The organism is Labrenzia sp. THAF82, assembly GCF_009363435.1.
Taxonomy (GTDB): domain Bacteria; phylum Pseudomonadota; class Alphaproteobacteria; order Rhizobiales; family Stappiaceae; genus Roseibium; species Roseibium porphyridii.
Genome location: NZ_CP045354.1, coordinates 281,470 through 304,434, shown reverse-complemented (window position 1 = coordinate 304,434; position 22,965 = coordinate 281,470). Strand labels below are relative to the sequence as shown.

18 protein-coding genes and 1 pseudogene are annotated in these 22,965 nt (G+C 54.6%); 12 read left to right on the top strand and 7 right to left on the bottom strand.

Annotated elements, in window-relative coordinates:
- The first annotated feature begins 5 nt into the window (after positions 1-5).
- The 4 genes from FIV00_RS01385 (at position 6) to FIV00_RS01370 (ending at position 6,846) form a co-directional block, all read left to right on the top strand.
- Positions 6-983 carry an ABC transporter permease gene (locus FIV00_RS01385; protein WP_152499137.1) on the top strand — a complete coding sequence of 326 codons (978 nt, stop codon included), beginning with the start codon at positions 6-8 and terminating at the stop codon, positions 981-983.
- Between the two features lie 7 nt (positions 984-990).
- Positions 991-2,712: an ABC transporter ATP-binding protein gene (locus FIV00_RS01380; RefSeq protein ID WP_152499136.1), complete on the top strand. Its 1,722-nt coding sequence runs from the start codon at positions 991-993 to the stop codon at positions 2,710-2,712.
- A gap of 661 nt (positions 2,713-3,373) precedes the next feature.
- Positions 3,374-4,939, top strand: coding sequence for a cation-translocating P-type ATPase (locus FIV00_RS01375; protein WP_209006768.1), 1,566 nt, complete (start codon positions 3,374-3,376; stop codon positions 4,937-4,939).
- Between the two features lie 110 nt (positions 4,940-5,049).
- Positions 5,050-6,846 (top strand): IlvD/Edd family dehydratase, encoded by a 1,797-nt coding sequence (locus tag FIV00_RS01370; protein WP_152499135.1) that lies wholly within the window; start codon positions 5,050-5,052, stop codon positions 6,844-6,846.
- Between the two features lie 21 nt (positions 6,847-6,867).
- Here the strand turns inward: FIV00_RS01370 and FIV00_RS01365 are convergent, their stop codons facing one another.
- Both FIV00_RS01365 and hrcA read right to left on the bottom strand, forming a co-directional pair.
- On the bottom strand, positions 6,868-7,671 hold the full coding sequence (locus FIV00_RS01365; RefSeq protein WP_152499134.1) for a molybdopterin-synthase adenylyltransferase MoeB: 804 nt from the start codon (positions 7,669-7,671) through the stop codon (positions 6,868-6,870).
- 56 nt (positions 7,672-7,727) lie between these two features.
- Positions 7,728-8,777: a heat-inducible transcriptional repressor HrcA gene (hrcA, locus tag FIV00_RS01360; protein WP_152499133.1), complete on the bottom strand. Its 1,050-nt coding sequence runs from the start codon at positions 8,775-8,777 to the stop codon at positions 7,728-7,730.
- Between the two features lie 176 nt (positions 8,778-8,953).
- On the opposite strand from hrcA, the gene rph reads away from it, so the two are divergent.
- The 8 genes from rph (at position 8,954) to FIV00_RS01320 (ending at position 16,214) form a co-directional block, all read left to right on the top strand.
- The gene (gene rph / locus FIV00_RS01355; RefSeq protein WP_152499132.1) at positions 8,954-9,667 is read left to right on the top strand and encodes a ribonuclease PH; all 714 of its coding nucleotides are present in this window, start codon (positions 8,954-8,956) and stop codon (positions 9,665-9,667) included.
- A gap of 21 nt (positions 9,668-9,688) precedes the next feature.
- Positions 9,689-10,327: an RdgB/HAM1 family non-canonical purine NTP pyrophosphatase gene (gene rdgB / locus FIV00_RS01350; RefSeq protein WP_152499131.1), complete on the top strand. Its 639-nt coding sequence runs from the start codon at positions 9,689-9,691 to the stop codon at positions 10,325-10,327.
- Positions 10,328-10,342: 15 nt separating this feature from the next.
- Complete coding sequence (hemW, locus tag FIV00_RS01345; protein ID WP_152499130.1) at positions 10,343-11,497, top strand: radical SAM family heme chaperone HemW; 1,155 nt, start codon at positions 10,343-10,345, stop codon at positions 11,495-11,497.
- Between the two features lie 322 nt (positions 11,498-11,819).
- A complete protein-coding gene (gene phaZ / locus FIV00_RS01340; RefSeq protein WP_247649392.1) occupies positions 11,820-13,340 on the top strand; it encodes a polyhydroxyalkanoate depolymerase in 1,521 nt (506 codons plus the stop codon).
- A 143-nt stretch (positions 13,341-13,483) separates the two neighbouring features.
- The gene (locus tag FIV00_RS01335; protein WP_152499128.1) at positions 13,484-14,179 is read left to right on the top strand and encodes a glycosyltransferase; all 696 of its coding nucleotides are present in this window, start codon (positions 13,484-13,486) and stop codon (positions 14,177-14,179) included.
- 149 nt (positions 14,180-14,328) lie between these two features.
- Complete coding sequence (locus tag FIV00_RS01330) at positions 14,329-14,769, top strand: DUF2852 domain-containing protein (RefSeq protein WP_247649318.1); 441 nt, start codon at positions 14,329-14,331, stop codon at positions 14,767-14,769.
- A gap of 209 nt (positions 14,770-14,978) precedes the next feature.
- A complete protein-coding gene (locus FIV00_RS01325; RefSeq protein WP_152499127.1) occupies positions 14,979-15,716 on the top strand; it encodes a M48 family metallopeptidase in 738 nt (245 codons plus the stop codon).
- A 63-nt stretch (positions 15,717-15,779) separates the two neighbouring features.
- Positions 15,780-16,214, top strand: a complete 435-nt coding sequence (locus FIV00_RS01320; RefSeq protein ID WP_209006767.1) for a hypothetical protein — start codon at positions 15,780-15,782, stop codon at positions 16,212-16,214.
- Positions 16,215-16,271: 57 nt separating this feature from the next.
- Here FIV00_RS01320 and FIV00_RS01315 read toward each other — a convergent pair whose 3' ends face one another.
- The 5 genes and pseudogenes from FIV00_RS01315 to FIV00_RS01300 all read right to left on the bottom strand — a co-directional run bounded on the left by FIV00_RS01315 (position 16,272) and on the right by FIV00_RS01300 (position 22,932).
- Positions 16,272-18,524 (bottom strand): transglycosylase domain-containing protein, encoded by a 2,253-nt coding sequence (locus FIV00_RS01315; RefSeq protein ID WP_152499126.1) that lies wholly within the window; start codon positions 18,522-18,524, stop codon positions 16,272-16,274.
- Between the two features lie 192 nt (positions 18,525-18,716).
- Positions 18,717-19,655 carry a GNAT family N-acetyltransferase gene (locus FIV00_RS01310; RefSeq protein ID WP_152504061.1) on the bottom strand — a complete coding sequence of 313 codons (939 nt, stop codon included), beginning with the start codon at positions 19,653-19,655 and terminating at the stop codon, positions 18,717-18,719.
- Between the two features lie 292 nt (positions 19,656-19,947).
- Entirely contained in the window at positions 19,948-21,462 is a 1,515-nt protein-coding gene (locus FIV00_RS30495; RefSeq protein ID WP_371419576.1) for a response regulator, read from the bottom strand.
- A 120-nt stretch (positions 21,463-21,582) separates the two neighbouring features.
- A pseudogene (locus tag FIV00_RS30490) lies at positions 21,583-21,939 on the bottom strand (PAS domain-containing sensor histidine kinase); the annotation flags it as partial.
- A gap of 513 nt (positions 21,940-22,452) precedes the next feature.
- Positions 22,453-22,932 (bottom strand): hypothetical protein, encoded by a 480-nt coding sequence (locus FIV00_RS01300; protein ID WP_152499124.1) that lies wholly within the window; start codon positions 22,930-22,932, stop codon positions 22,453-22,455.
- Positions 22,933-22,965 lie beyond the last annotated feature (33 nt).

Sequence of the window (22,965 nt, the reverse complement as noted above, 5' to 3'; positions counted from 1 at the left end):
CGACCATGCCCTATGTCTCCAACGAAGAAGCGAAAGCGGCGGTTGCCGACCGGTCCGGATCTGAGGCGGCTCCGGGACGGCTTTCAAAGATTGTCGACAGTGATCTCTTCCATTCCTTTTTGAGATCCAAGGTGACGGTCGTCGCAGCCTGCGGGACTTTTATCTTGTTCCTGCTGGCTATTCTTGCGCCCTGGGTTGCGCCCCACAATCCGTTCGATCTTGCATCGATCTCCATTCTGGATGCCCGCGTTCCGCCGGTCTGGATGGAATTTTCCGATCCGCGCTTTCCACTCGGCACGGACGACCAGGGACGGGATCTGCTGTCCGGCATTTTTTACGGCATGCGAATTTCGCTTATCGTCGGCTTTTGTTCTGTGATCGCTGCGGCCGTTCTGGGCATCACGCTCGGTCTCGTCGCCGGTTACATGGGTGGCCGCACGGATGCCGTCATCATGCGTATCGCCGACGTTCAGCTGACTTTTCCGGCCATTTTGATTGCACTGCTGATTGACGGAATCGCAAACGGAATTTTCGGCTCCCTCGATCGAGAGGTCTTCGCGTTCTACATCCTGATCGTCTCGCTGGCATTGTCGTTCTGGGTGCAATATGCCCGAACCGTTCGCGGATCCACGATGGTTGAAAAGAACAAGGAATATGTTCAAGCCGCGCGCGTGATAGGTATTCCTTCTGTGATCATCATGGCGCGCCATATCCTGCCCAATGTCATGGGCCCGGTGATGGTTATCGCAACGATCAATCTTGCGCTCGCCATTGTGACCGAAGCGACCCTCTCCTTCCTTGGAGTTGGCATGCCACCCACCCAGCCTTCGCTCGGCACACTTATCGCCGTCGGAAACGATTTTCTCTATTCGGGCGAATGGTGGATTGCCATTTTCCCTGGTCTTGCCTTGGCGCTTCTGGTTTTGAACGTCAACCTTCTGGGCGATTGGTTGCGCGACGCCCTCAATCCGAAATTGCGGTGAGGGCGGTATGAGCGTTCTTGATGTCAAAGACCTGACGGTGGAATTTCCAGGTCGCAAGTCAGTCTTCGTAGCGGTTGATGATGTCAATCTCAGCGTTGAGGCGGGCAAGATCCTCGGTGTGGTTGGCGAATCGGGTGCAGGCAAGTCGACCGTCGGCAATGCGGTTATTGGATTGCTGCAGGAACCTGGCCGTATCTCAGAGGGTGAAATCTATCTGCATGGCCAGAGGATCGACCAACTGCCATACAAGGAAAAGCGTCGCCTGCGTGGTCGGAAGATCGGTATGATCTTTCAGGATCCTCTGACGTCGCTCGATCCGTTGCAGACGGTCGAGTCTCAATTGGTAGAAACCATAAAGACCCACTTGCCTTTGTCGTCGTCTGACGCGCAAAAACGCGCGGTTGAACTGATCGATGCGGTCGGAATTCCCGATCCAGGCGAAAGGATCAAACAATATCCTCACCAGTTCTCTGGCGGTATGCGGCAGCGTGTTGTTATCGCGCTTGCGCTTTGCGCAGAGCCTGAGCTCGTGATTGCCGATGAACCGACGACAGCTCTTGATGTGTCAATCCAGGCGCAAATTCTTGAATTGATGAAGTCTTTGTGTGCTGAACGCAATGTCGCGATGATGGTTATCACTCATGACATGGGGGTCATTGCAGACATCACCGACCATGTCGCTGTGATGTATCGCGGTGAGCTTGTGGAATATGGCGAAACGACTCAGGTGCTCGGGGCGCCCAATCATCCTTACACTCAAAGCCTGATTTCCGCAGTCCCGAGGCCGGACGTAAAAGTCGAGCGCTTCCCGATCGTAAATTACATTGAGGAAGCCGGTACGCCTCAAAAGCAGATCGACATTTCAACTCACTGGCTAGGCAAAGCACGAGACTACGAAAAGGTTACGGGACCGCTGGTGCAAATCCGTGATCTTGATATGCGCTTCGAAACAAGAGGTTCTGTATTTCCATCGAGGCGGAAATATTTTCAGGCTGTCAAAAAGGTCAGTTTCGACATCCAGGAAGGCGAAACATTCGGCCTGGTCGGTGAAAGCGGATCCGGCAAGTCGACCATTGCCCGTTTGGTCACCGGACTCTATCACCCGACGGGCGGATCCATCCTTTTCGGCAAAACGGAACTGACATCGTTGAGGAACCGCAAGGACGTCCTGGCAATGCGTCGGCAGATGCAGATGATTTTTCAGGACCCCTACTCCTCCTTGAATGCGCGCATGCGTGTGAAGGATATCATCGCGGAACCAATCAAGTTTCATCGGTTGGCATCCAGCAATTCGGAAGTTCGCCAGATTGTCGACGACCTGCTCGACCATGTCGGTTTGGGCGTAGCTGCTGGTCAGAAGTACCCGCATGAGTTCTCTGGTGGGCAGCGCCAACGTATTTCCATTGCAAGGGCTCTCGCCACACGTCCAAGGTTTTTGATCTGCGATGAACCGACATCCGCTCTCGATGTTTCGATCCAGGCCCAGATTCTGAACCTTTTAAAGGACCTGCAGGAGGAGCTGAGTTTGACCATGCTGTTTATCAGCCATGATCTCGCTGTCATCCGGCAGATGTGCAACCGCATCGGCGTTATGCGAAATGGTGAATTGTGTGAAGTTTCGGACTGCGATCAGCTGTTTGAAGCTCCGCAACACGCCTATACGCGGGAGCTGCTGGACCTTATGCCGTCCATGGAACTTCTTTCTCGCGCAAATCTCGAAAGCGCCTAGCGCCTGAATTTGTCGGGCAAACCTCGGTGATCGCAGCGCTATGCGCGAATCTGCCAAGCAATTGAATGGGAGTCTTTTTTCTGGGTCACAGCGCCTCAGCACTTGACTCACATTGACCCCCTGATTCCCGACACTGCCGCCCAAGGATAACCACAAGGGAGTGTTGGCCCGGCAGATTCTGCCGTCCCATTTAGAGGGGGCAGGGGCGTGCATTTTTTGCTTAAAAAAACAAAGCTGAAAACGCTACAGCGAAAATTGAGCTGACTAAGCCCGCGGGCCTTTTGTTTCGAAACTCAACGCTTGCAAAAAATGGAGGGCAATTCCGCCCTCCACCTAAAGTATATGCCCCGAAGAAATTTAAATTATGCCTAATCAATATTAGGCGCAGCTCTGAAAACCGGCGAGCCAGTATTAAAAACAGCAAGCGAACACTACCATGGTGCTTGATAGGGGCAAGTGAACGGTTGCCTAAAGTATAGGCAAGACTGCCTGCTGCTTGGCATCGGGCTGGGCATTCGCCCTGTTCAAGTGGTTTCAAGCCATTGCAGTCCCGAAAACCGTCCAGCATTTTTGAAGGTGTTCAGAGACAGCCCGAGTGTGCATTTCCGGTAGGTGGCATCTCCGAACGCTCGAGGAACCCTACGCACGAAAGCCATCAGCCATGACGAAAACTCCTTTGATATCCGTCTTCTGGCTCACATTTATGATCTTGGCACTCGCCAGCCTCATGGCAGCTTTGCAGGTAGCGTTCACGGAATTGGACAAGTCGACGCCATCGGTTCTTCTATTCGGTAAGTATAGTGCACTGATTTTCAGCAATTTCTCCGTAATTTTTTCATTTCTCGCGTTGTCTTACTCGATAAACCGCGCCGTCGGCCGTCCTTTAACGCTGACAACGTTGTTCGTGAGCACGCTTTTGGTGACGCTTACAACGTTGCTTGTTCTGATCGGCATTGAACCGGCTATTTCAAACTGGCCGGCGCTGGCTGGGGCGCTTCTGATGTTATTGCGTTCGCTCGGCGTTGCCGTATTGCCTCCGCGCGGAGATTTCAGCGGGATCAAGGAGGCCATCGGCTCACTTGGGCTATCGATTGCAACGGCCGTCGGCTGGTGGGTCATTGATCCTGCATCGGCTCCCATGGCGGCGTCGATCACGCTTCTGATGTCCTGGCCGCATTTGATCGATGGCATCAACGCATTTGCGGATAAGGTATTTCACAAAGCGGCACTTGCCGCCGGCGCGCGTGAGCTGGCGCCTGATGCATTCAGCAAGATCGCCAAAGCCAGAGAAATCGTCATCGACAAGTCCGCAGTGATGTCCGGACCGGATCTAATGGTGACCAATGTAATGGCGTTCAACAATGAGCCCAAGACGCTCCTTGCTGTGGCGGCATCGGCGGAAGGCCGGTCTGATCATCCCGTCGCACATGCGCTGCGGCAACTGGCCAGTCAATGGCATGTAGCCTTAAAAAGTCCCGATCGCTTCAAACCGGCCGCGGGACTGGGTGTTGTCGCGCTGCTCGGAGGTCAGACGGTTGTGATCGGGACCACGGATCTTCTGAAAGAGCTGAAAATCGATAGTTTTACAGCCGATGCAATTGCCCGTTCACTGGAAGCAGATGGAAAGACGGTTCTAAGGGTAGCGGTCGGGGGCCGTGTCGTGGGCGTTCTCGGGTTGGAAGGTACGCTGCGGCAGGATGCAGGTGTCGCCGGCAGAATGCTTCGTTCAGAAGGTCTTGTGCCAAGATTGTTCAGCGGCGACAGCCACAAAACCAGAGAAGCGCTCGCCGGAATGCTGGGTCTGGAGCTGATGGATGACCCTCTCCCTGGTGAAAAGGCGCTGGAGGCCGCTGCCAGATCAGCAACAGAAACGTATCCGCTTGTGTTAAGCTTGTCACAAGACCGGTCTGCACTGGAGCTGAACGTGTGCCCTACTGGCAATGCGCAGGATAAGGCCAACTCCTCTGGACCAATTGCCGTAAGTGATACAGATGATATTGGCGCATTTCCGGCATTGAAGGCACTGGCAACACGTCGAAAGACGCTGGCGGCGCAAGCCAAAGGGCTGTTGATCGCACTTTGGGCGCTCGCCGGTTTGTGCGGTGTTTTCCTTCTTGTTCCTTTAGCGGCTGCGCCGATACTTTTCGGAATGTGTCTCGCAATCCTTTGGGTCTTCGCGCGATTTTCCGTCTCGGACACATTGAAGAAATCTTCAGCGCTCAGCTGATTTCCCGTTGTTGAAATGTCAATTGGAGCTGTCCTTACCTTTACAGCAACCCTGAGCTGGTGTTTATCGGGCGCAACGCTTGAAGCGATTTAATTGAGGGACGAGGCGCCATGAGCGATACAAAAAAAACAGGCCTGCGATCTGCCGCCTGGTTCGACAACCCGGATAATCCGGGCATGACCGCGCTCTACATCGAGCGCTATCTCAATTTTGGAATCACACGAGAGGAATTGCAGTCAGGCAAACCGATTATCGGTATTGCACAGACGGGTTCAGATCTTTCTCCGTGTAACAGGCACCATCTGGAACTTGCCAATCGCATCCGTGAAGGAATTCGCGAAGCCGGTGGAATCGCGTTTGAATTTCCTGTTCACCCGATCCAGGAAACCGGAAAACGTCCAACAGCGACGTTGGACCGGAACCTCGCTTATCTGGGCCTTGTTGAACTACTTTATGGCTATCCGATTGACGGCGTTGTTTTGACTATCGGTTGCGACAAGACCACGCCGGCCTGCCTGATGGCAGCTGCCACCGTAAATATCCCGGCAATTGCACTCTCCGTCGGTCCCATGCTGAATGGCTGGCACAAGGGCGAAAGAACCGGCTCAGGCACCATTGTCTGGAAAGCACGCCAGATGCTGGCCGCCGGAGAGATCGACTACACAGGTTTTATGGATCTCGTTTCTTCTTCTGCGCCGTCGGTTGGATACTGCAACACCATGGGCACAGCGACGACCATGAACTCGCTGGCAGAAGCACTGGGCATGCAGTTGCCTGGCTCCGCCGCGATCCCGGCTCCGTATCGCGAGCGCGGTGCAATTTCCTATGAGACGGGCAAGAGAATTGTTGAGATGGTGCGGTCCGATCGCAAGCCGTCCGACATCATGACCCGCGAAGCTTTCGAAAACGCCATTGTCGTCAATTCCGCGATTGGCGGGTCGACAAACGCACCGATCCACCTGAACGGCGTTGCGCGTCACCTCGGTGTCGAGCTGGACAATGATGACTGGCAGTCTATCGGTCAGGACATCCCTCTCCTGGTGAACCTGCAGCCGGCAGGCGAATATCTTGGTGAAGACTATTTTCACGCAGGCGGCGTTCCGGCCGTCATTGCCGAGCTGATCCGAAACGGCAAGCTGCCGCATCCCGACGCAATCACCGCCAATGGCAAAACAATGGCCGAAAACTGCGAAGGCATCACGACGGATCTGCCGGATGTGATCAAGTCTTTTGACGCACCTCTGAAAGAAAAAGCAGGATTCCTCAATCTCAAAGGCAATCTCTTCAACAGCGCAATCATGAAGACAAGCGTCATTTCCGAAGAGTTCCGCAACCGCTATCTGGTCAACCCGGATGATCCTGAAGCGTTTGAAGGCCGGGCCATCGTTTTCGAGGGGCCGGAAGACTATCACCACAACATCGACAATCCTGATCTCGAGATTGACGAACATTGCATGCTCTTCATTCGTGGAACGGGGCCGATCGGCTATCCGGGCGGTGCCGAAGTTGTCAACATGCAGCCGCCTGCCGCACTGATCAAACGCGGCATCACTTCACTGCCCTGCATTGGTGACGGTCGTCAATCCGGCACTTCAGGATCACCATCGATCCTGAATGCATCACCGGAAGCTGCTGCCATGGGTGGGTTGGCCTTGCTGAAGACCGGTGATCCGGTTCGCATTGACCTCAGGAAAGGCACTGCAGACATTCTGATCTCGGACGAAGAACTGGCTGAACGTCGCGCGAATCTGGAAGCTGCGGGAGGCTTCAAGATTGTTGACAGTCAGACGCCTTGGCAAGAAATCCAGCGCTCCATGATCGGTCAATTCGACAAGGGAATGGTGCTTGAACCAGCAGTGAAATATCAGGATGTTGCGCACAAAGGACTGCCGCGGGACAATCACTGATATTCTGTTCCCGGCTGCTGGTCAGGCCCCTTCCAGCAACTCCGTCCAGCTCATGGGTGAAGAGCCGTTAAGTGGATTGTTTGGAGACCGTTTGTAGCGAATGGTCTCCATACGAAACGATCTGGCGTCGAACATCATCATGCGACCGACCAGACTTTCCCCGGTTTCGGTAACTTCCTTGATGACTTCCATGGCCTGCATTGCACCTATAATGCCAGTGAGCGCACCGAGAACTCCCGCTTCGGCACAAGTTGGCAGCAATCCATCACGAGGTTTTTGAGGAAAAAGACAGCGATAGGTCGGATTTGCCTCACCGTCTTCGTTTTCCTCAAAGGGGCGCAAGGTTGTGATAGACCCGTCAAATTGTCCGACTGCCGCTGTGATCAGGGGTTTTTTGGCAAAAAAGCATGCATCTGAAACAAGATAGCGCGTGTCGAAATTGTCCGAACCATCGACAACAAAGTCATATCCGCTGATCAGTGAAATGGCATTGTGTCCGGCAAGTCTCGTTGGGTGCGGCTCCACTTTCACATTTGGATTGAGTCTTGCGATGGCTTCGGCTGCGCTGGCGACCTTCGGTTCGCCCAGTTGGTCGGTATCATGAATAACCTGCCTTTGGAGGTTGGACAAAGACACCGTGTCGTCGTCGACAACTCCAAGTGTGCCAATTCCTGCTGCGGCAAGGTACTGAAGAACCGGCGCTCCAAGGCCTCCTGCTCCAATCACCAGAACGCGCGCATTTTTAAGCTTTTGCTGTCCTGCGCCTCCGATTTCGCGCATGACGATGTGGCGGGCGTAGCGCTCAAGTTCTGCTGATGAAAGCATGTTTGGTCCTGTTTGGGTGCAAAACGTCATATCATCGGGAGTGGGTCAAATTGTGCTCAGCCTAAGAGCCTGCTCACAAGCCGCGCCGTATAGTCCACCATGGGAATAACGCGAGCATAATTCAGCCGGGTCGGTCCGATAACGCCAAGGACGCCGACAATGCGCTGGCTGCTGTCCCGATAAGGCGAGACCACGAGCGAAGATCCCGAAAGGGAAAAGAGGTTGTTTTCCGACCCGATGAAAATGCGTACACCGTCACCTTTCTCGGCAAGACCAAGCAATTGAATGAGGTCTTTCTTGTTTTCCAGATCGTCGAAGAGCAAGCGGATGCGTTCCAAATCCTCTACGGCGTCAAGATCGGTAAGAAGATTTGAGCGACCCCGGACAATCAGTGTTCCCGGATCGTTGATGCCATCACCGCTCCAGACAGCCAGTCCTGTATCAACAACCTTCTGGCTAAGCAGGTCGAGCTCGGCTTGATCTGCGTCCCTGACCTTTTCGAGTTTGTTCCGGATCTGGGAGAGAGTACGTCCCTGTATCTGCGCATTCAGATAGTTTGTCGCCTCGACCAGCGCCGAAGACGGCAGTCCGGCAGGCAAATCGATGACCCTGTTTTCCACCGAACCGTCTTCGCTGACCATGATGACGAGCGCTTTTTGGGGTTCGATACGCACGAATTCGATGTGTTTCAGACGCATGTCTGACTTGTGCGTCAACACCACTCCTGCTCCATGGGACAAACCCGAAAGCATCTGGCTGGCTTCGGTCAGAACCTGCTCGGCAGAATTTGTTTGTTGCGAAGCCCTCACCTGCACATCAATCTGCTGGCGCTCATCCTGTGTCAGATCACCCACTTCCAGAAGCGCATCGACGAAAAACCTCAAACCGATTTCGGTTGGCAGCCGCCCGGCGCTTGTATGCGGTGAATGCAAAAGACCCAGGTGTTCAAGATCTGACATGACATTTCGCACCGAAGCAGGCGAAAGTGACATGGCAAGACTCCGGGAAACATTTCGCGAACCCACCGGCTCTCCGGTTTCAAGGTAGGTTTCTACGATCGAGCGGAAGATTTCGCGTGATCTCTTGTCGAGGTCGCTCAAGCTCAAGGTTTATTCTCCGTAAGTCAGACTGCTGGCGTCTTCGTACGATGCCTGCCTATGATCCATAGATATAGGCTCAAAACGCTCCAAGCGTAAAACAAGATCTGATCAAGGCCTTTACGCCGAACAAAGTTGAGGTCTACAAGGCGCACAACAAATGCGCCAAGCTTGAAAGGAAATCCATGCGTCCCTCAAAACGTGCAGCAGACGAACTGCGGGCAGTCACCCTTGAACGGGGCGTCTCCAAACATGCCGAGGGCTCGTGCCTGGTGAAATTCGGTGACACGCACGTTCTGTGCACCGCAAGCCTGGAAGAGCGTGTTCCGCCCTGGTTGCGCGGTCAGAATCGCGGTTGGGTAACAGCAGAATATGGGATGTTGCCCCGTGCCACCGGCGACCGTATGCGCAGAGAAGCGACTGCCGGAAAACAGTCTGGCCGGACCCAGGAGATTCAGCGCTTGATTGGCAGATCACTGCGCGCGGTAGTCGATCTGCAAGCGCTTGGCGAAGCTCAGATCAGCGTCGACTGCGACGTTATTCAGGCGGATGGCGGCACACGCACGGCTTCCATCACTGGCGCATGGGTCGCACTGCGTGATTGTGTTGAGTGGATGAAGGCACGCGATATGGTTTCCGGTGAGGTCTTGAAAGATCACATCGCTGCGATTTCCTGCGGAATTTACGAAGGCACACCTGTTCTCGATCTTGATTACGCGGAAGACAGCACGGCGGAAACCGACGCCAACTTCGTTATGACTGGCTCTGGTGGCATTGTCGAAATTCAAGGGACAGCCGAAGGTGCGCCATTTTCGGAAGAAGAATTCGGTCAACTGCTCGGCCTCGCAAAGTCGGGAATTGGAAAGTTGGTCGATCTCCAGAAAATGGCCATTCTCTAGAGGCGCTGAGAGGTATTGATCATGGGTCACCGGAAACTGGATCCAGGCAGGCTTGTGGTGGCGAGCCACAATAAGGGAAAGATCCGGGAAATTAACGAGTTGCTTCAACCTTACGGGTTTGACGTGGTTTCAGCCTCCGAACTTGACTTGCCGGAGCCGGAAGAGACGGGTGTGACCTTTGAGGAAAATGCAGCGTTGAAGGCGCATGCAGCCGCAAAGGCGTCTCAGTTGCCGGCGCTTGCAGATGACAGCGGATTTTGCGTTGAGGCACTTGGTGGTGATCCAGGCATTTATTCTGCGCGTTGGGCAGGGCCGGACAAGGATTTTGCCATGGCCATGCGAACCATTGAGGAAAAACTCCAGTCTGCAGGAGCGGGATCGGCGGCTCAAAGGCGCAGTTCCTTTGTTGCGGTCCTGTGTTTGGCATGGCCCGATGGGCATGACGAGTCGTTCCGAGGCGAAGTCGAAGGTGAAATCGTCTGGCCGCCGCGCGGTACTCAGGGCTTCGGATATGACCCGGTATTCCGGCCGGACGGTCACGACAGAACCTTTGGTGAAATGTCATCTGAGGAAAAGCACGGTTGGTCAAAGGACAAACCTGCCTTGTCTCACAGGGCGCGCGCTTTTCAGACATTCGCGGCAAACTGCCTGGAGGGCTAGACTCACGTGAGGGGAATGGGGGAAACGGAAGGCGGCTTCGGCATCTACGTGCATTGGCCCTTCTGTGCAGCAAAGTGCCCATACTGCGATTTCAACTCGCATGTGCGTCACCAAGGTGTCGACCAGGCTCGGTTCGCCTCGGCGTTTGAAAGAGAACTTGGTCACTTTGCTGAGCTGACTAGGGGTAAGAGCGTAGAGTCCATTTTCTTGGGCGGGGGAACACCGTCACTGATGGAGCCAGAAACAGTCGGGCGAATACTGAACAAGGTTTCAGAACTCTGGTCTGTTGGTGACGATGCTGAGATCTCCTTGGAGGCTAACCCCTCTTCCGTTGAGGCAGAACGTTTCAAGGGCTATCGCGCAGCGGGCGTGAACAGGGTTTCGCTCGGTGTTCAATCTTTGATTGACGCGGATTTAAAACTTCTTGGCCGCTTGCACGATGCTAAAACGGCAAGAAATGCGATCGAAACCGCCCGAGCGACTTTTCCGCGGCTTTCATTTGATCTGATCTATGCGCGGCCGGGTCAAACGCCCGATGCTTGGTGCCGGGAACTTGAAGAAGCGATCGGGCTGGCAGCCGATCATATGTCGCTCTATCAGCTGACGATTGAAGAAGGGACGCCGTTCTTCAATCTTTACCAGGCTGGTAAACTGAAGATGCCTGAACCCGACCTGGGTGCAGAATTCTATGAACTTACGCAAGATGTGACGACGGCAGCCGGTCTTCCGGCTTATGAGGTTTCCAACCATGCCAGACCAGGCTCTGAATGCCGGCATAACCTGGTGTATTGGCGTTATGGCGACTATGTCGGCGTAGGGCCGGGAGCGCATGGCAGGTTGACTGTCGGGGTCAACAGGCTTGCAACGGCGACGGAGCGGCACCCGGAAACATGGCTTGAAAATGTCGAGCAGGTCGGACATGCGCTGGTTGAGAACTCCGGCCTCTCGGAAGAAGAACAAGGCGACGAGTTTCTGCTCATGGGCCTGAGGCTCAATGAAGGTATCGACCTAGGCCGATATCAGCGATTTGCTCACAGATCCATCGATCCCAAACGTCTGAATGCACTTCTAGAGCACAATATGGTGGAACGAGTGGGGGAAAACCGGGTACGCGCGACGCGGGAAGGTTTTTTTGTGCTTGATGCCGTCGTGGCCGACCTGGCTGCCTGAGCGCCTGATCCGATTGGGACACCCAGACCTACAGATATGATATCACAGTCTAATCTGTATTTTTGCAGTGCGCACAAACAGGATGTGGCTGCAAGAATGTTTATTGTTCTTTGGGCTTAGCACCGCAACCGCCTAACAATTAGCAGTATTGCGGGTGGCAGCGCACCTAGCTATCCTGTTGCGATGCAATAGATGGTGCAATAACAGACGGGCCGTAGGCATAATGTTTTTCGATTTCAATAAAGGGGCAGGCGGCGGCTTCGTAAACAAAGGAGATGCGCCTTTGCCATTTTATCACCTTTATGAGCTGAACCACGCGGCAATGGCACCTCTGCGTGCGGTGGCCGATATGACGCGGCTCTATTTTCAGAACCCGCTCAACCCATTGACGCACACCAGCTATGGGCGACAGATCGCAGCGGGTTGCGAGGTTCTGGAACGCACAACGCGTCGATATGGGAAACCTGATTTCGGCCTGAAGGAAACCAGTGTTGGTGGTGTCAGGGTTCCTGTACGCGAGAACATCGTCTGGAGCCGCCCGTTCTGTGATCTCATTCATTTTGAGCGGGGCGTTACCTCCCATCGAAACGATCCAAAGGTTTTGATCGTAGCGCCAATGTCCGGACACTACGCGACGCTTTTACGTGGCACTGTCGAAGCGTTGATGCCGAATGCCGATGTCTTCATCACAGACTGGATCGATGCTCGCATGGTGCCTGTGCAGGAGGGCAAGTTCGATCTGGACGATTATATCGACTACATCATTTCGATCCTGCATTTCCTTGGGCCCGATGCGCATGTTCTGGGTGTTTGTCAGCCATCCGTTCCGGTGCTGGCCGCAGTTGCGGTCATGGAAGATCGTGAGGATCCCTACATTCCGTCAACCATGACGCTTATGGGTGGCCCAATTGATACGCGGGTTGCACCGACGGCCGTGAATGATCTGGCGGTTGCCAAAGGTCTTGATTGGTTCAAGAAAAACGTCGTGATGAAGGTACCTTTCCCTCATCCGGGCTTCATGCGTGATGTGTATCCGGGATTTCTTCAGCTCTCCGGCTTCATGAGCATGAACCTCGATCGACACCTTACGGCTCACCGAGAGTTTTTCCAGCATCTGGTCGAAGGTGATGGTGACAGCGCTGAAAAACATCGCGAGTTTTATGATGAATATCTTGCGGTCATGGATTTGACGGCAGAGTTCTATCTCCAGACGGTCGAAACCGTTTTCATTGAGCACGCGCTGCCGAACGGCACCATGACGCATAACGGCCGACTGGTCGATTGCAACAAGATTACCCGGACTGCCCTTCTCACAGTTGAAGGCGAGAAAGACGATATCACTGGGCGTGGACAGACCCGTGCCGCTCATGATCTTTGCACGAGCCTGCCGGAATCCATGAAGGCGCATTACGAGCAGCCCAATGTGGGTCACTATGGTGTCTTCAATGGGTCGCGCTGGCGTTCAGAAATCGCGCCTCGGGTCATGGATTTTATCCGTTCCAACAGAAACGGGCAGCAAAAGCCGAAAGAGAAACCAGCCAAGAAAGCGACTTCGCCTGCATCGCAAAAACCCAAGAAATCCGCAGGCAAAAGCGCTGTTCCACTGGAAAAAATCCTTTTGACCAAGCCGGATGGGGTTGCAGATAACTTGAAGGAAATTGCGGGGGTTGGTCCCAAGCTTGAGTCGGCACTCAACGAGGCAGGTATATTTCACTATTGGCAAATCGCATCGTTGACCAAAGAGCAGATCGAAGCTTTGGATGGTAAGCTCGACTTTCGCGGCAGGATTGCTCGTGACAATTGGATCAAACAAGCCAAGCAGTTGTCTGAAGCTGTAGGCTGATTGAACCGGTTCAGGCGTCTTCAAGGCGCCTGAAACTTGCATCTAAACGTCCAGTTTTTTCAGACAGACTACCTGGCCCTATTGATTCCACTCATTTTGACCAATACAAGACCGGTCATGAAGCGAGGCCGGAGGTTCCCCAAGTGCTGAATATTTTCATTGGTTTCGATCCGCGTGAGGCGGTGGCCTATCATGTTTGTGCCAACAGCCTCACACGGCAGTCCAGCGATGTTCTGGCAATTACGCCCCTGTCGCTGCACAACCTCAAAACCTACAACGAAACGCACACGGACGGGTCGAACCATTTCATCTACACCAGATTTCTCATTCCAAACCTCATGAACTACAACGGTTGGGCGTTGTTCATGGATGGGGACATGATTGTCCGGGATGACATCGCAAAACTGTTTGCGTTGCGCGATGAAAGCAAGGCGGTCATGTGTGTGCACCATGACTACAAAACCAAGCAAACAACAAAATATCTAGGATCGAAAAACGAGAATTACCCTCGCAAGAACTGGTCTTCAGTCGTTCTTTGGAATTGTGCGCACCCGGCCAACCGCGCCGTGACGCCTGATTTCGTCATGAACGCAACCGGTGCGCAGCTTCATCGCTTTACCTGGCTGGAAGATGATCTGATTGGTGAGTTGCCGATCGAGTGGAACTGGTTGCCCGACGAACTCGGCCCGAACCCTGATGCAAAACTGCTCCATTTCACTCTCGGAACACCGTGTTTCCATGAGTACGCCAACGCGCCGATGGCGGGTGAATGGCACCGGGAAAAGCTTTTGGCGAACTATTCCGCCCAACATGTGATCGATGGTCCTTTTGAGGACTAGGTCAGATTTAGATCAAAGATTTGAATGCGTTAAGCTCGGCTCTCCACAATGGAGACCGAGCTTTTTGCTGCCTTTCAAGCTGTGTTGGACATCACAAATCCTTGAAGCGCGCCGCGACAGTCCCCACTTGTCAATCGTGGATGTCTTAAATGGATAGGATGATGACGACGACCAAAAGTTGCATGATCAAACCTGCCTGGACGCCTGCAACCATCGGCCTGATGGTTCTGGGGTTCGTGGTTTTCTGGCCACTTGGCCTGGCTATGCTCGCCTACATTCTCTGGGGCGATCGCTTCGAGGGAATGTTCCGCGATGCGAAAGATCAATGGCGGGGGAGCCCGCTGAAGGGAGCATTTGATCAAATGTCAAATTCGACTGGCTACGCACGCACCGGAAATGTTGCGTTCGATGACTATCGTGAGGCTGAGCTGAAACGGCTGGAAGAAGAACGCGCAAAGCTCGATGAGATGCGCGCTGAGTTCGACAATTTTCTTCGTGAGTTGCGCCGGGCGCGTGATCAGGAAGAGTTTGATCGCTTCATGGCCAACCGGGGACGGAACACCGGCGGCGCGGAACCCGCACCGTTGTAAGTCATTCCTCCCAGACCCGCCTCCGGGCGGCCTGACCGAAAGCGGCGCTTTTCAGAAGCGCCGCTTTCGTCGTTTTTGTGCCGAGTTCAATCAGTTTCATTCATCAATCAGATACCATCGTTGAGCTAAAACCACTGCGTTTCTTGCGAGAATTGCTAGCAAAAACGGCCTAATATGGAAGCCTATGATTCGTCGGACACACGTACAGCATGTTTTCACGCCTCGGTAAAAAGCGCCTGCCAGAACATATCGATATCCAGACGGAAACGAGCGAAGTGCGCATTCGATTGCGCGCCAATCCGAGGGCTCAGAGATACCTGCTACGACTTCCAGCCGACAGTTCAGGGCCGGTCTTAACGGTTCCGGGCGGTGGCAACCTCGCGCGCGCAGAGAATTTCGCGCGACAGCACATCGATTGGTTGGTGGAACGGCTTCAGGACCGGCCGGATCATGTTGCTTTTCAACCTGGGGACATTCTGCCTTTGCGCGGAGAGGACCATGTCATTGTGTCGACGGGCAATTTGCGGGGTCTGGTGTCGACCGGTGCGACAAAAGAGGGGTTTCCTGCTCTCTTTGTGCCGGGTGCGGAGGATCACATCCCCCGAAAGGTCACGACCTGGTTGAAATCTCAGGCGCGTGCCGACTTGACGGATCGGGCAATGTTTCACGCTGCGGCAATTGATGAAAAAATCGCTGCAATCAGCATTCGCGATACCAAAAGCCGTTGGGGCTCTTGTGCATCCAACGGGCGCCTGTCTTTTTCATGGCGCTTGATTTTGGCTCCTCCTGACATTCTGGACTATGTCGCAGCGCACGAAGTGGCGCATTTGAGGGAGTTGAATCATTCGAGTCGATTTTGGCGCCTGTGTGAGCGGCTGGCCCCTCAAACACCGCGTGCCAGGGTTTGGTTGAAGGAAAATGGGCTTTACCTTCACGGCTTCGGTTAATTTGCCAATTGCAAAATTCGGAGAATGTGTTTCGCTTTCCTGGGCTTAGTTGGGAGGCGATCCATGTCTTTTTTGAAGTTTATGTGGGCCAGGGCTTTCAGCCTGGCTGGAATAGTCGGACTTGTTACGGTTGCTTCGGGCGAGGCGTTCGCTGACAGTTGCTGGAATCACAACGGATCCCTCATGCGATTGCAAGCGCAAGGCAATCAACGATGGTTATCTTATGAAGTTCCAAGGAATGTCCTGCGCAATGCAGGTGTCCAGCGCGGAACGCTGCTATTCAGCGGTGTGAAAAACGGCAACTGGTATTCGGGAACAGCACGAGTTTTCTCAAAGTTCTGCCCCGGTTCGCCTCTGGAGTATTTCGTGGAGGGCCCAGTCCGTGGTGACCAGTTGCAGGTGACGGTGACAGGGACACGCGAAGTCTATAATCGTTGCCGTCCGACTGGACAGTACACCACCGACACGCTCGTCTTTACCTATAGCCACCAGTGCTGATGGAAGCGTTTTACCGCTTGATGTGACCTTAGCTGAATTCAATCTTCAAAGGTGCCATTAACCGCCACCAAAGAGGTTGCGCAAAAGGTTCAGTGGTCCTCGCCGCTCATCCGGCTCGAGGTCGCCTCCGATTGGCGCGGGCGGTATCGGCTCGCTTCCTGATCCAACGGTTGCGTTGGGAACAGGTTTTCGCGGTGCTGAAACGTTTGCGGGCAGGTTTGGAACGCCCGGAAGGTCCGCAACAGGCAGGCCGTCATGCGCCTTGTCCATGACCTCTTTCCAGACAATTGCTGGCAAACTGCCACCGGTTGCTTTCCTGGTTGGCGAATTGTTGTCGTTTCCGAACCATACGGCTGTTGTGAGGTTGCCGGTGTAACCTATGAACCAGGCGTCTCGAAAATCCTGACTGGTGCCGGTTTTCCCTCCTGCCGGACGCCCGCTGTCCAGTCTGGCCTTGCGGCCGGTGCCAGTCATCAGGGTTTCCGCCATCATCAGGTTCATGTTGCCAACGGCACCGCGCGCTACGACGCGCCCGCGGCCATCTCCAGAGCGCGAATATAGGGTCTTGCCGTCTACGGTTCGGATGCGGCGAATGATATGCGGCAGTACGCCATATCCGCCATTGGAAAATGGTACGTAGGCAGATGCAATCTCCAGCGGAGTCACTTCAGAAGTCCCAAGCGACAGGGACAGGTTTTTCTTCATGTCCGAGGTGATGCCGAGCCGCTGCGCAGTGCTGGCGACAGTGCCGACACCGACTTCATATGCCAGTTGCGCAGCAACCGTGTTGAGCGAAAGGCTGAGCGAGCGTGTCAGTGTAACCGCGCCATAGTGTTGTTTGGTGTAGTTTTTTGGAGACCAGCCACCAATTGTGATTGGTTTGTCCTGGCGTACAGATTGTGGCGTCATGCCCTTTTCGAGCGCAGCCAGATAGACAAATGGTTTGAAGGCCGAACCCGGTTGACGCTTGGCATAAACGGCACGGTTGAACTGGCTCTTCGAATAGTCTGCTCCTCCAACCATGGCCTTGACAGCACCTGCCGTGTCGAGAGTGACTACGGCGCCCTGACTGACACCGAGTGTCTGCCGGTTTTCCGATAGTGCTGCGCGCAGTGCTGTTTCGGCGGCACCCTGCATGCCGGGGTCAATGGTCGTGTCTACGATGATGTCTTTTTCGATGGAGCCAACGAAGTGTGGCAGAACGTCCATCACCCAATCGGCAGCGTAGTTCTCACTGGCGGTGGTATAGCGTCTGACGACCTGCGCTGGCGCGGCAAGGGCATTCTTTGCCTCACCTGCGGTAATATAACCCTCCTCATGCATGGCGGCGAGGACGAGCTGCGCACGGTCCTCTGCAAGATCCGGGTTTCGTGCGGGTGAATAGCGCGAAGGCGCTTTGAGAAGGCCGGCAATGGTGGCCGCCTCGGGAATGGTAAGCAAGCGCGCAGACTTGCCAAAGTAGCGTCGTGCAGCGGCATCAACACCATAGGCGCCTGAACCGAGATAAACCCGGTTGAGATACATCTCCAGGATCTCATCCTTGGAGTATTCAGCTTCCAGCCAGAATGCGAGCACCAGTTCCTGGATTTTTCGTTTGATGGTTCGATCAGGTTCCAGAAACAGGTTTTTGGCGAGCTGCTGGGTGAGTGTTGACCCACCCTGCGTCAACCGTCCGGCAGTGACGTTGATATAGAGCGCACGTGCAAGTCCGATTGGGTCAACGCCAATGTGAGATCGATAGCGCCGGTCCTCGATGGCAATGACGGCATTTGGAAGGTAAGGCGGCAGCTGTTCGAGCCTCACGGCTTCGCCGCCGGTATCGCCACGATTGGCGATCAGGCTTCCATTTGAAGCGACTATCTTGACGTTGGGCGGGCGTGCCGGAACCTGCCACTCAGAGGTTGGAGGCAGAAAGGCCGCATAGTAACCGATGATGCAAACAACAGCGATGGATCCCCAGATCCCTAAAACCATGCTCCAATAAAGGCCGCGTTTGAGCAGGCGCCCGAACGCAGTGCGTGCCTGAAAACGATTTTTGCGTTTCTGGCTTCGCCTCTTGGAGCCTGATCGCCCGCCTCGCCGGGATGCCGTGCTTTTCTTTGTCTGACTGCGCCGCGAAGGGGTGGATTTCTTTCCTGCAGGTTTTTTGCTGCTGGTCTTTGTTGATTTTCGGCTCTTGGTTTTACTTGTTTTCTTTCCTGAAGGCGCAGTGGGGCGGTCCCGCGGTCCTAGACGCAGGTCGAGCAGACTGCTGCCCGTGTCTCCAAATGTCGCTTCAATCCGCGGCTGGCGTTTCGCCCGTGTCGCCATAGATCATCCGTCCCGTACTTACCGGTCCAGACGGGTGTTCACCCGTCAGACGCGCCGGCTCCCGGAGAAGATCCTAGAAGGGGCAATTTAAGGGGGCGTTAAGACATGCCAGGCGGTTCCAAAAAACCGGCTGAACAACTGGGAATGATCACATGCGGTCGCCGGTCACAACGGTCACTGGGTTTGCCGGTTTCAGCTGGAATACCGGCTGGCATCAGCACCGTAGTAGTTGACATACCGAGTGTTCAATTCGGAAACGGGCATGATGATCAATACGTCCGTGGTACCGAATTGGGGGTCGACTACCGCGCCGTCACCGATAAACGCCCCAAGACGCAGGTAACCTTTGACCAATGGTGGCAGGGAGCGCAAAGCCTGTTTGGCATTGACCTGATCAGACGGAAGCCTGTTCATTTCAATATAACGGTCCTTAACGGCCCGAACGCGCCATTTCTCTGGTGCGCGTGCGTTGTGATGCAGGAACGACAATTGACCGGCAAGGGCGTCCGGGTCCGTGCCTTCGATCGACGCACAGCCAAGCATGACGTCGATCTTGTAGCGAAGAACGTAGGCCCATATGCCGTGCCAAAGCAATTCTACGGTCTTCTTGTTTCTATAAGGTTTTAAGACGCATGAGCGCCCGAGTTCCATGAACCTTTTGCCCGGATTGGCGTCAATCAAGGCCTGGATGTCATATTCGGCAGCTGTGTAAAATCCGGCGTGCTGATCGGCGATTTCCTGCCGGAGGATCCTGTATGTTCCGACAATTTCCGGTTTCAGGCGACCAAGTTTGTTCCGTTTCATCGAGGCATGGTCGACCACCAGCAAATGATCGCAATAGGCATCAAACGGGTCGGCGTCGCGCCGTGTAGCTAATGTGTTCGCATCAGCGATCGCCGACATTTCCTCATAGAACACCTGATAGCGCAGCCTTTGAGCTTTTTTGACCTCCTTGAAGTTGCGCGCCATACGCACTTCCAAAGAGCCGATCCGACCAAGGGTTTCTCCGGTTTTTGCAGGCATACGCGGTGAGGTCGCACGCGTGGGAGGCGCGCTGATCGGCGCGCCCGGGCGCATACCAGGTGTGAACTTCCGCACCAGTTTCCTGGGAGAAAAAAGCCCTTGCCGCATTATGGACATTTCACCCTCGCGAATTCCTCTCAAGCGCACGACAACCGGTTTCACAGCTTCGTGGCTGTTTCACCGACTGTATTTCCTTTGCCGGAATTGCATCTCCGGTGTCAGGTGATGTGCTTCGAAGCTGCCGTAGACCATAGTTTTCCGACAGCTGGATGACACGTGTGTATTTGTTTTGTTTTGATCAAGGGCAAGTCTAGCCGAATAGGGTGAAATTGTGAAATTCGGCAAGCTTGGTTCATGTCCCGGTGGTCAGGCGGCCGGAGGGCGCTTCAGCGCTCTGGATTCAGTTGCGGTTGATCTCAGAAAGAGCGTCGAAAATGGCATCCACCGACAATGGTTTGGTCAGGTATCCAGCCGCACCGACGTCCCTTGCTTTGTCTCTGGCATCTTTCATCACGTCGGCCGTAACAATCAGTACAGGCACCTGTGCTCGCCCCGCTGCCTTCTCGTCCTCGCGGATTTTGGCTATGGCCTGAAAACCATCAAGGCCGGGCATGTGCAGATCCATCAATATGGCGTCAAAAGAGCCATGCGCAGCCGCTTCCACGGCTTTCTCGCCATCCGTGACCATGACGGGGACATGGCCGAGTTTGCGAAGCAGTGCTTCGCTCAAAAGCCGATTGATATCGTTGTCTTCGGCCACCAGCAGACGCAATGGTCTCGCTGGCACTGCGGCCCGATTTGCCAGAAGTCCGTTGCTGATGGGTTCTGCACTGACATCCCAGGCGCTTTCAATACCGGTTTCTCCGAGAAGGCCTGAAAAAATCTGGGCGACTGTCTCAAGACGCGCAGGTCGGATCAGATAAGCGGCATATCCGGCTGCGCGCAGATGGTCGAGGCGGTCCCGCTCGGGTGGAGCGATCATCACAATGGCAGGCGCGTGGCATCCAGTTAGACGCGCCGTTGCGAGCCAGCCGCCACTGTCTGAAAGGGCCGCATTGTCGACAACCAGCAGGTCCGCTGATGCGAGCTTGTCCTCAAGCGCATCGTCACCGGGTGCGAGTACGGCGACATCAGCCCCGTGCTGGTCAAGGCGTTTGGCAAGCAACGGACCTTCAACGACGCTGTTGCTCACAAAGACGATATTACGCTGGTCCAAGGCGGCAAACCGGGGATCGGAAACATTCTTCAAGCTTTCAGCGATCGGCAATCTGACACAGAAGGCAGCGCCGCCCTCCGCAGTCGGTCTCGCGGAAATGGATCCACCCATCAGACCTGCCAGTCTTTGGGCAATGGCAAGGCCAAGTCCTGTGCCGCCAAACTTTCGCGCAGGGCCATGATCGACCTGTTCGAATTCCCGAAAGAGACGTTCAGCCTCTGCTTCGTCAAAACCAATGCCCGTATCGCGAACTTCGATATCCAGAAAACTGCCGCCAGCCGGATTTGGCCGGCCTGAAAGGTCCACAGCGACGCCGCCCTGATCCGTAAATTTGACACCGTTGCCAATCAGATTGAATAGGATCTGCCGGACACGTGTGGCATCGATTGTCACTTCGGCCGGAAGATTTGACGCGAGAATCGCACCGATTTCGAGGTTTTTGGCATGTGCCTTGGGGGCCAGAAGTTCAACGACGCTTTCAGCCAACGGTCCGATTGGTGTTGGGGCCGCCTGAATGTCCAGTTTTCCGGCTTCCACCTTGGAGAAGTCGAGCACTTCATCAATCAGCAAAAGCAGAGTTTCACCGGACGTTTCGAGCGCTTCGATATAGGCATGCTGCTCTTTTGTAAGGCGCGTGTCGCGCAAAAGGGCTGCCATGCCCAAAACGCCGTTCAACGGTGTTCGGATCTCATGGCTCACAGTTGCCAGAAATCTGGACTTGGCCTCGTTGGAATTTTCAGCTGAGTGCCGGGCTGCCAGCAAGTCTTCCTCGATCAGGCGGCGTTCCGTCACATCGCGCAATACGGTCTGAACAAGTTGCCGATCTGTCGACGAATCGCGCACAGGGATGTCGATCCGCGAAAACCAGCGCTTGCCTTGCACGGTTTCAATGTGAAGATCCTCAAAGCCCATGCCCCCCATCCTGGCGGCACTCTCATGAGGGCGCCTGTCATCAGTTCCAGTGGTTTCAACAAGCGGCAAGTGCATCGCGTTGCCAGTTCGCAGACCATGGTTTGAGCCGAAGACATCGTCGGCAGCGGAATTTACATATGTAACCAAACCGTCCTGATCGCGCCGGATGACAACATCGCCAAGCGTCGCCAGTATACTGGCATGCCGTTCGTCGGATTCGCCGAGTTCCCAAGCCCGGTCTTCAAGTTCCTCGCAGCGCGCCATGAGCCTGCGGATCTTGTCGTCTTTGACCTGAATTGCGGCAACCGACCGGTGCATGTCATCAGCCAGCAGGCGCCAAACAGCCAGACCACCAGCGAAAAAAGCCAGTCCAAGGCCCAGAAAGCGGTTCACTCCATCGGCTGAAACGAGAAGAAACCCCGCGGTGAGCCCCACCACCAAGGCGACTACGGCCAGGCGCTGCAATGATTTGGCCGGCGGCGACACAGGCCGATCGGTGGCGCGGCGGCCGGGTCCGACATCGGGTCCAAGTTCGTTGGCATCAGTTGTTCGAGAGCGTCTTTCGGTCGAAGGCGAGGCTGTGGAATCTTGCGAAGGCAGCGCGTGCTCGCTCCGGCGTCTTTCGTGCTGAGCGTTTTCACCAGCGACTTCGGTGTCTGTGGCGCGGTCGTTGTGTTGGTTGGCCAAGTTCAAACTCTCATCAAGACCCAAGGTGATGAGAGAGTGCCGCTTAATCTTTGAGAAACCGTTTCACTGATTGTTCAAACATATGGAAAATCAGGCTTTGGTGGGCTTGAACCAGCTGTGCAGGTAGTCTTTTGCATCCGGTTGCGGCCGCATCATCTTCTGTTGCCAGGCATTGCGTTCGAAGTGAATTAAATCGAGCTCCCAGACGCAACCGAGAACATGAGGACGCATGTCAGACATTGTATCGATACCGTTAAATGGAATTCGCACATGGTCATGACATAATACGCATCCCTGAACCCACCAGAAAGACGAGAGTGTCAGTCCCTCAGTACCTTTGTGAATGAGGGCAAAACCGAGATAGTTTTCACCATCTGCGGTGGCAACATCAGCCAGACGTGAAGTGAAGACACCACGTGCGTGGCCCAGTTCCTCATCGGTCAAAGTGTTGTCGTCAACAAAAAGCCCGTATGCTTTCAGCGTAAAGGCGGCAAAGGACAGCGTACCCAGAACAGACACAGTCCGTTCCGGGTAACGTTGAAGATCGATCGTTTGAATAGACTTTTGCATGAATTCAGCCTGTTTGGTGGGTGCTGAACCCTA

Excerpts from the sequence above, each read along its gene's own strand:
- FIV00_RS01385 (WP_152499137.1), top strand. The coding sequence starts at position 6 with ATGCCCTATGTCTCCAACGAAGAAGCGAAAGCGGCGGTTGCCGACCGG.
- FIV00_RS01380 (WP_152499136.1), top strand. The coding sequence starts at position 991 with ATGAGCGTTCTTGATGTCAAAGACCTGACGGTGGAATTTCCAGGTCGC.
- FIV00_RS01375 (WP_209006768.1), top strand. The coding sequence starts at position 3,374 with ATGACGAAAACTCCTTTGATATCCGTCTTCTGGCTCACATTTATGATC.
- FIV00_RS01370 (WP_152499135.1), top strand. The coding sequence starts at position 5,050 with ATGAGCGATACAAAAAAAACAGGCCTGCGATCTGCCGCCTGGTTCGAC.
- FIV00_RS01365 (WP_152499134.1), bottom strand. The coding sequence starts at position 7,671 with ATGCTTTCATCAGCAGAACTTGAGCGCTACGCCCGCCACATCGTCATG.
- rph (WP_152499132.1), top strand. The coding sequence starts at position 8,954 with ATGCGTCCCTCAAAACGTGCAGCAGACGAACTGCGGGCAGTCACCCTT.
- rdgB (WP_152499131.1), top strand. The coding sequence starts at position 9,689 with ATGGGTCACCGGAAACTGGATCCAGGCAGGCTTGTGGTGGCGAGCCAC.
- hemW (WP_152499130.1), top strand. The coding sequence starts at position 10,343 with ATGGGGGAAACGGAAGGCGGCTTCGGCATCTACGTGCATTGGCCCTTC.
- phaZ (WP_247649392.1), top strand. The coding sequence starts at position 11,820 with ATGGCACCTCTGCGTGCGGTGGCCGATATGACGCGGCTCTATTTTCAG.
- FIV00_RS01330 (WP_247649318.1), top strand. The coding sequence starts at position 14,329 with ATGGATAGGATGATGACGACGACCAAAAGTTGCATGATCAAACCTGCC.
- FIV00_RS01325 (WP_152499127.1), top strand. The coding sequence starts at position 14,979 with ATGTTTTCACGCCTCGGTAAAAAGCGCCTGCCAGAACATATCGATATC.
- FIV00_RS01320 (WP_209006767.1), top strand. The coding sequence starts at position 15,780 with ATGTCTTTTTTGAAGTTTATGTGGGCCAGGGCTTTCAGCCTGGCTGGA.
- FIV00_RS01315 (WP_152499126.1), bottom strand. The coding sequence starts at position 18,524 with ATGGCGACACGGGCGAAACGCCAGCCGCGGATTGAAGCGACATTTGGA.
- FIV00_RS01310 (WP_152504061.1), bottom strand. The coding sequence starts at position 19,655 with ATGCGGCAAGGGCTTTTTTCTCCCAGGAAACTGGTGCGGAAGTTCACA.
- FIV00_RS01300 (WP_152499124.1), bottom strand. The coding sequence starts at position 22,932 with ATGCAAAAGTCTATTCAAACGATCGATCTTCAACGTTACCCGGAACGG.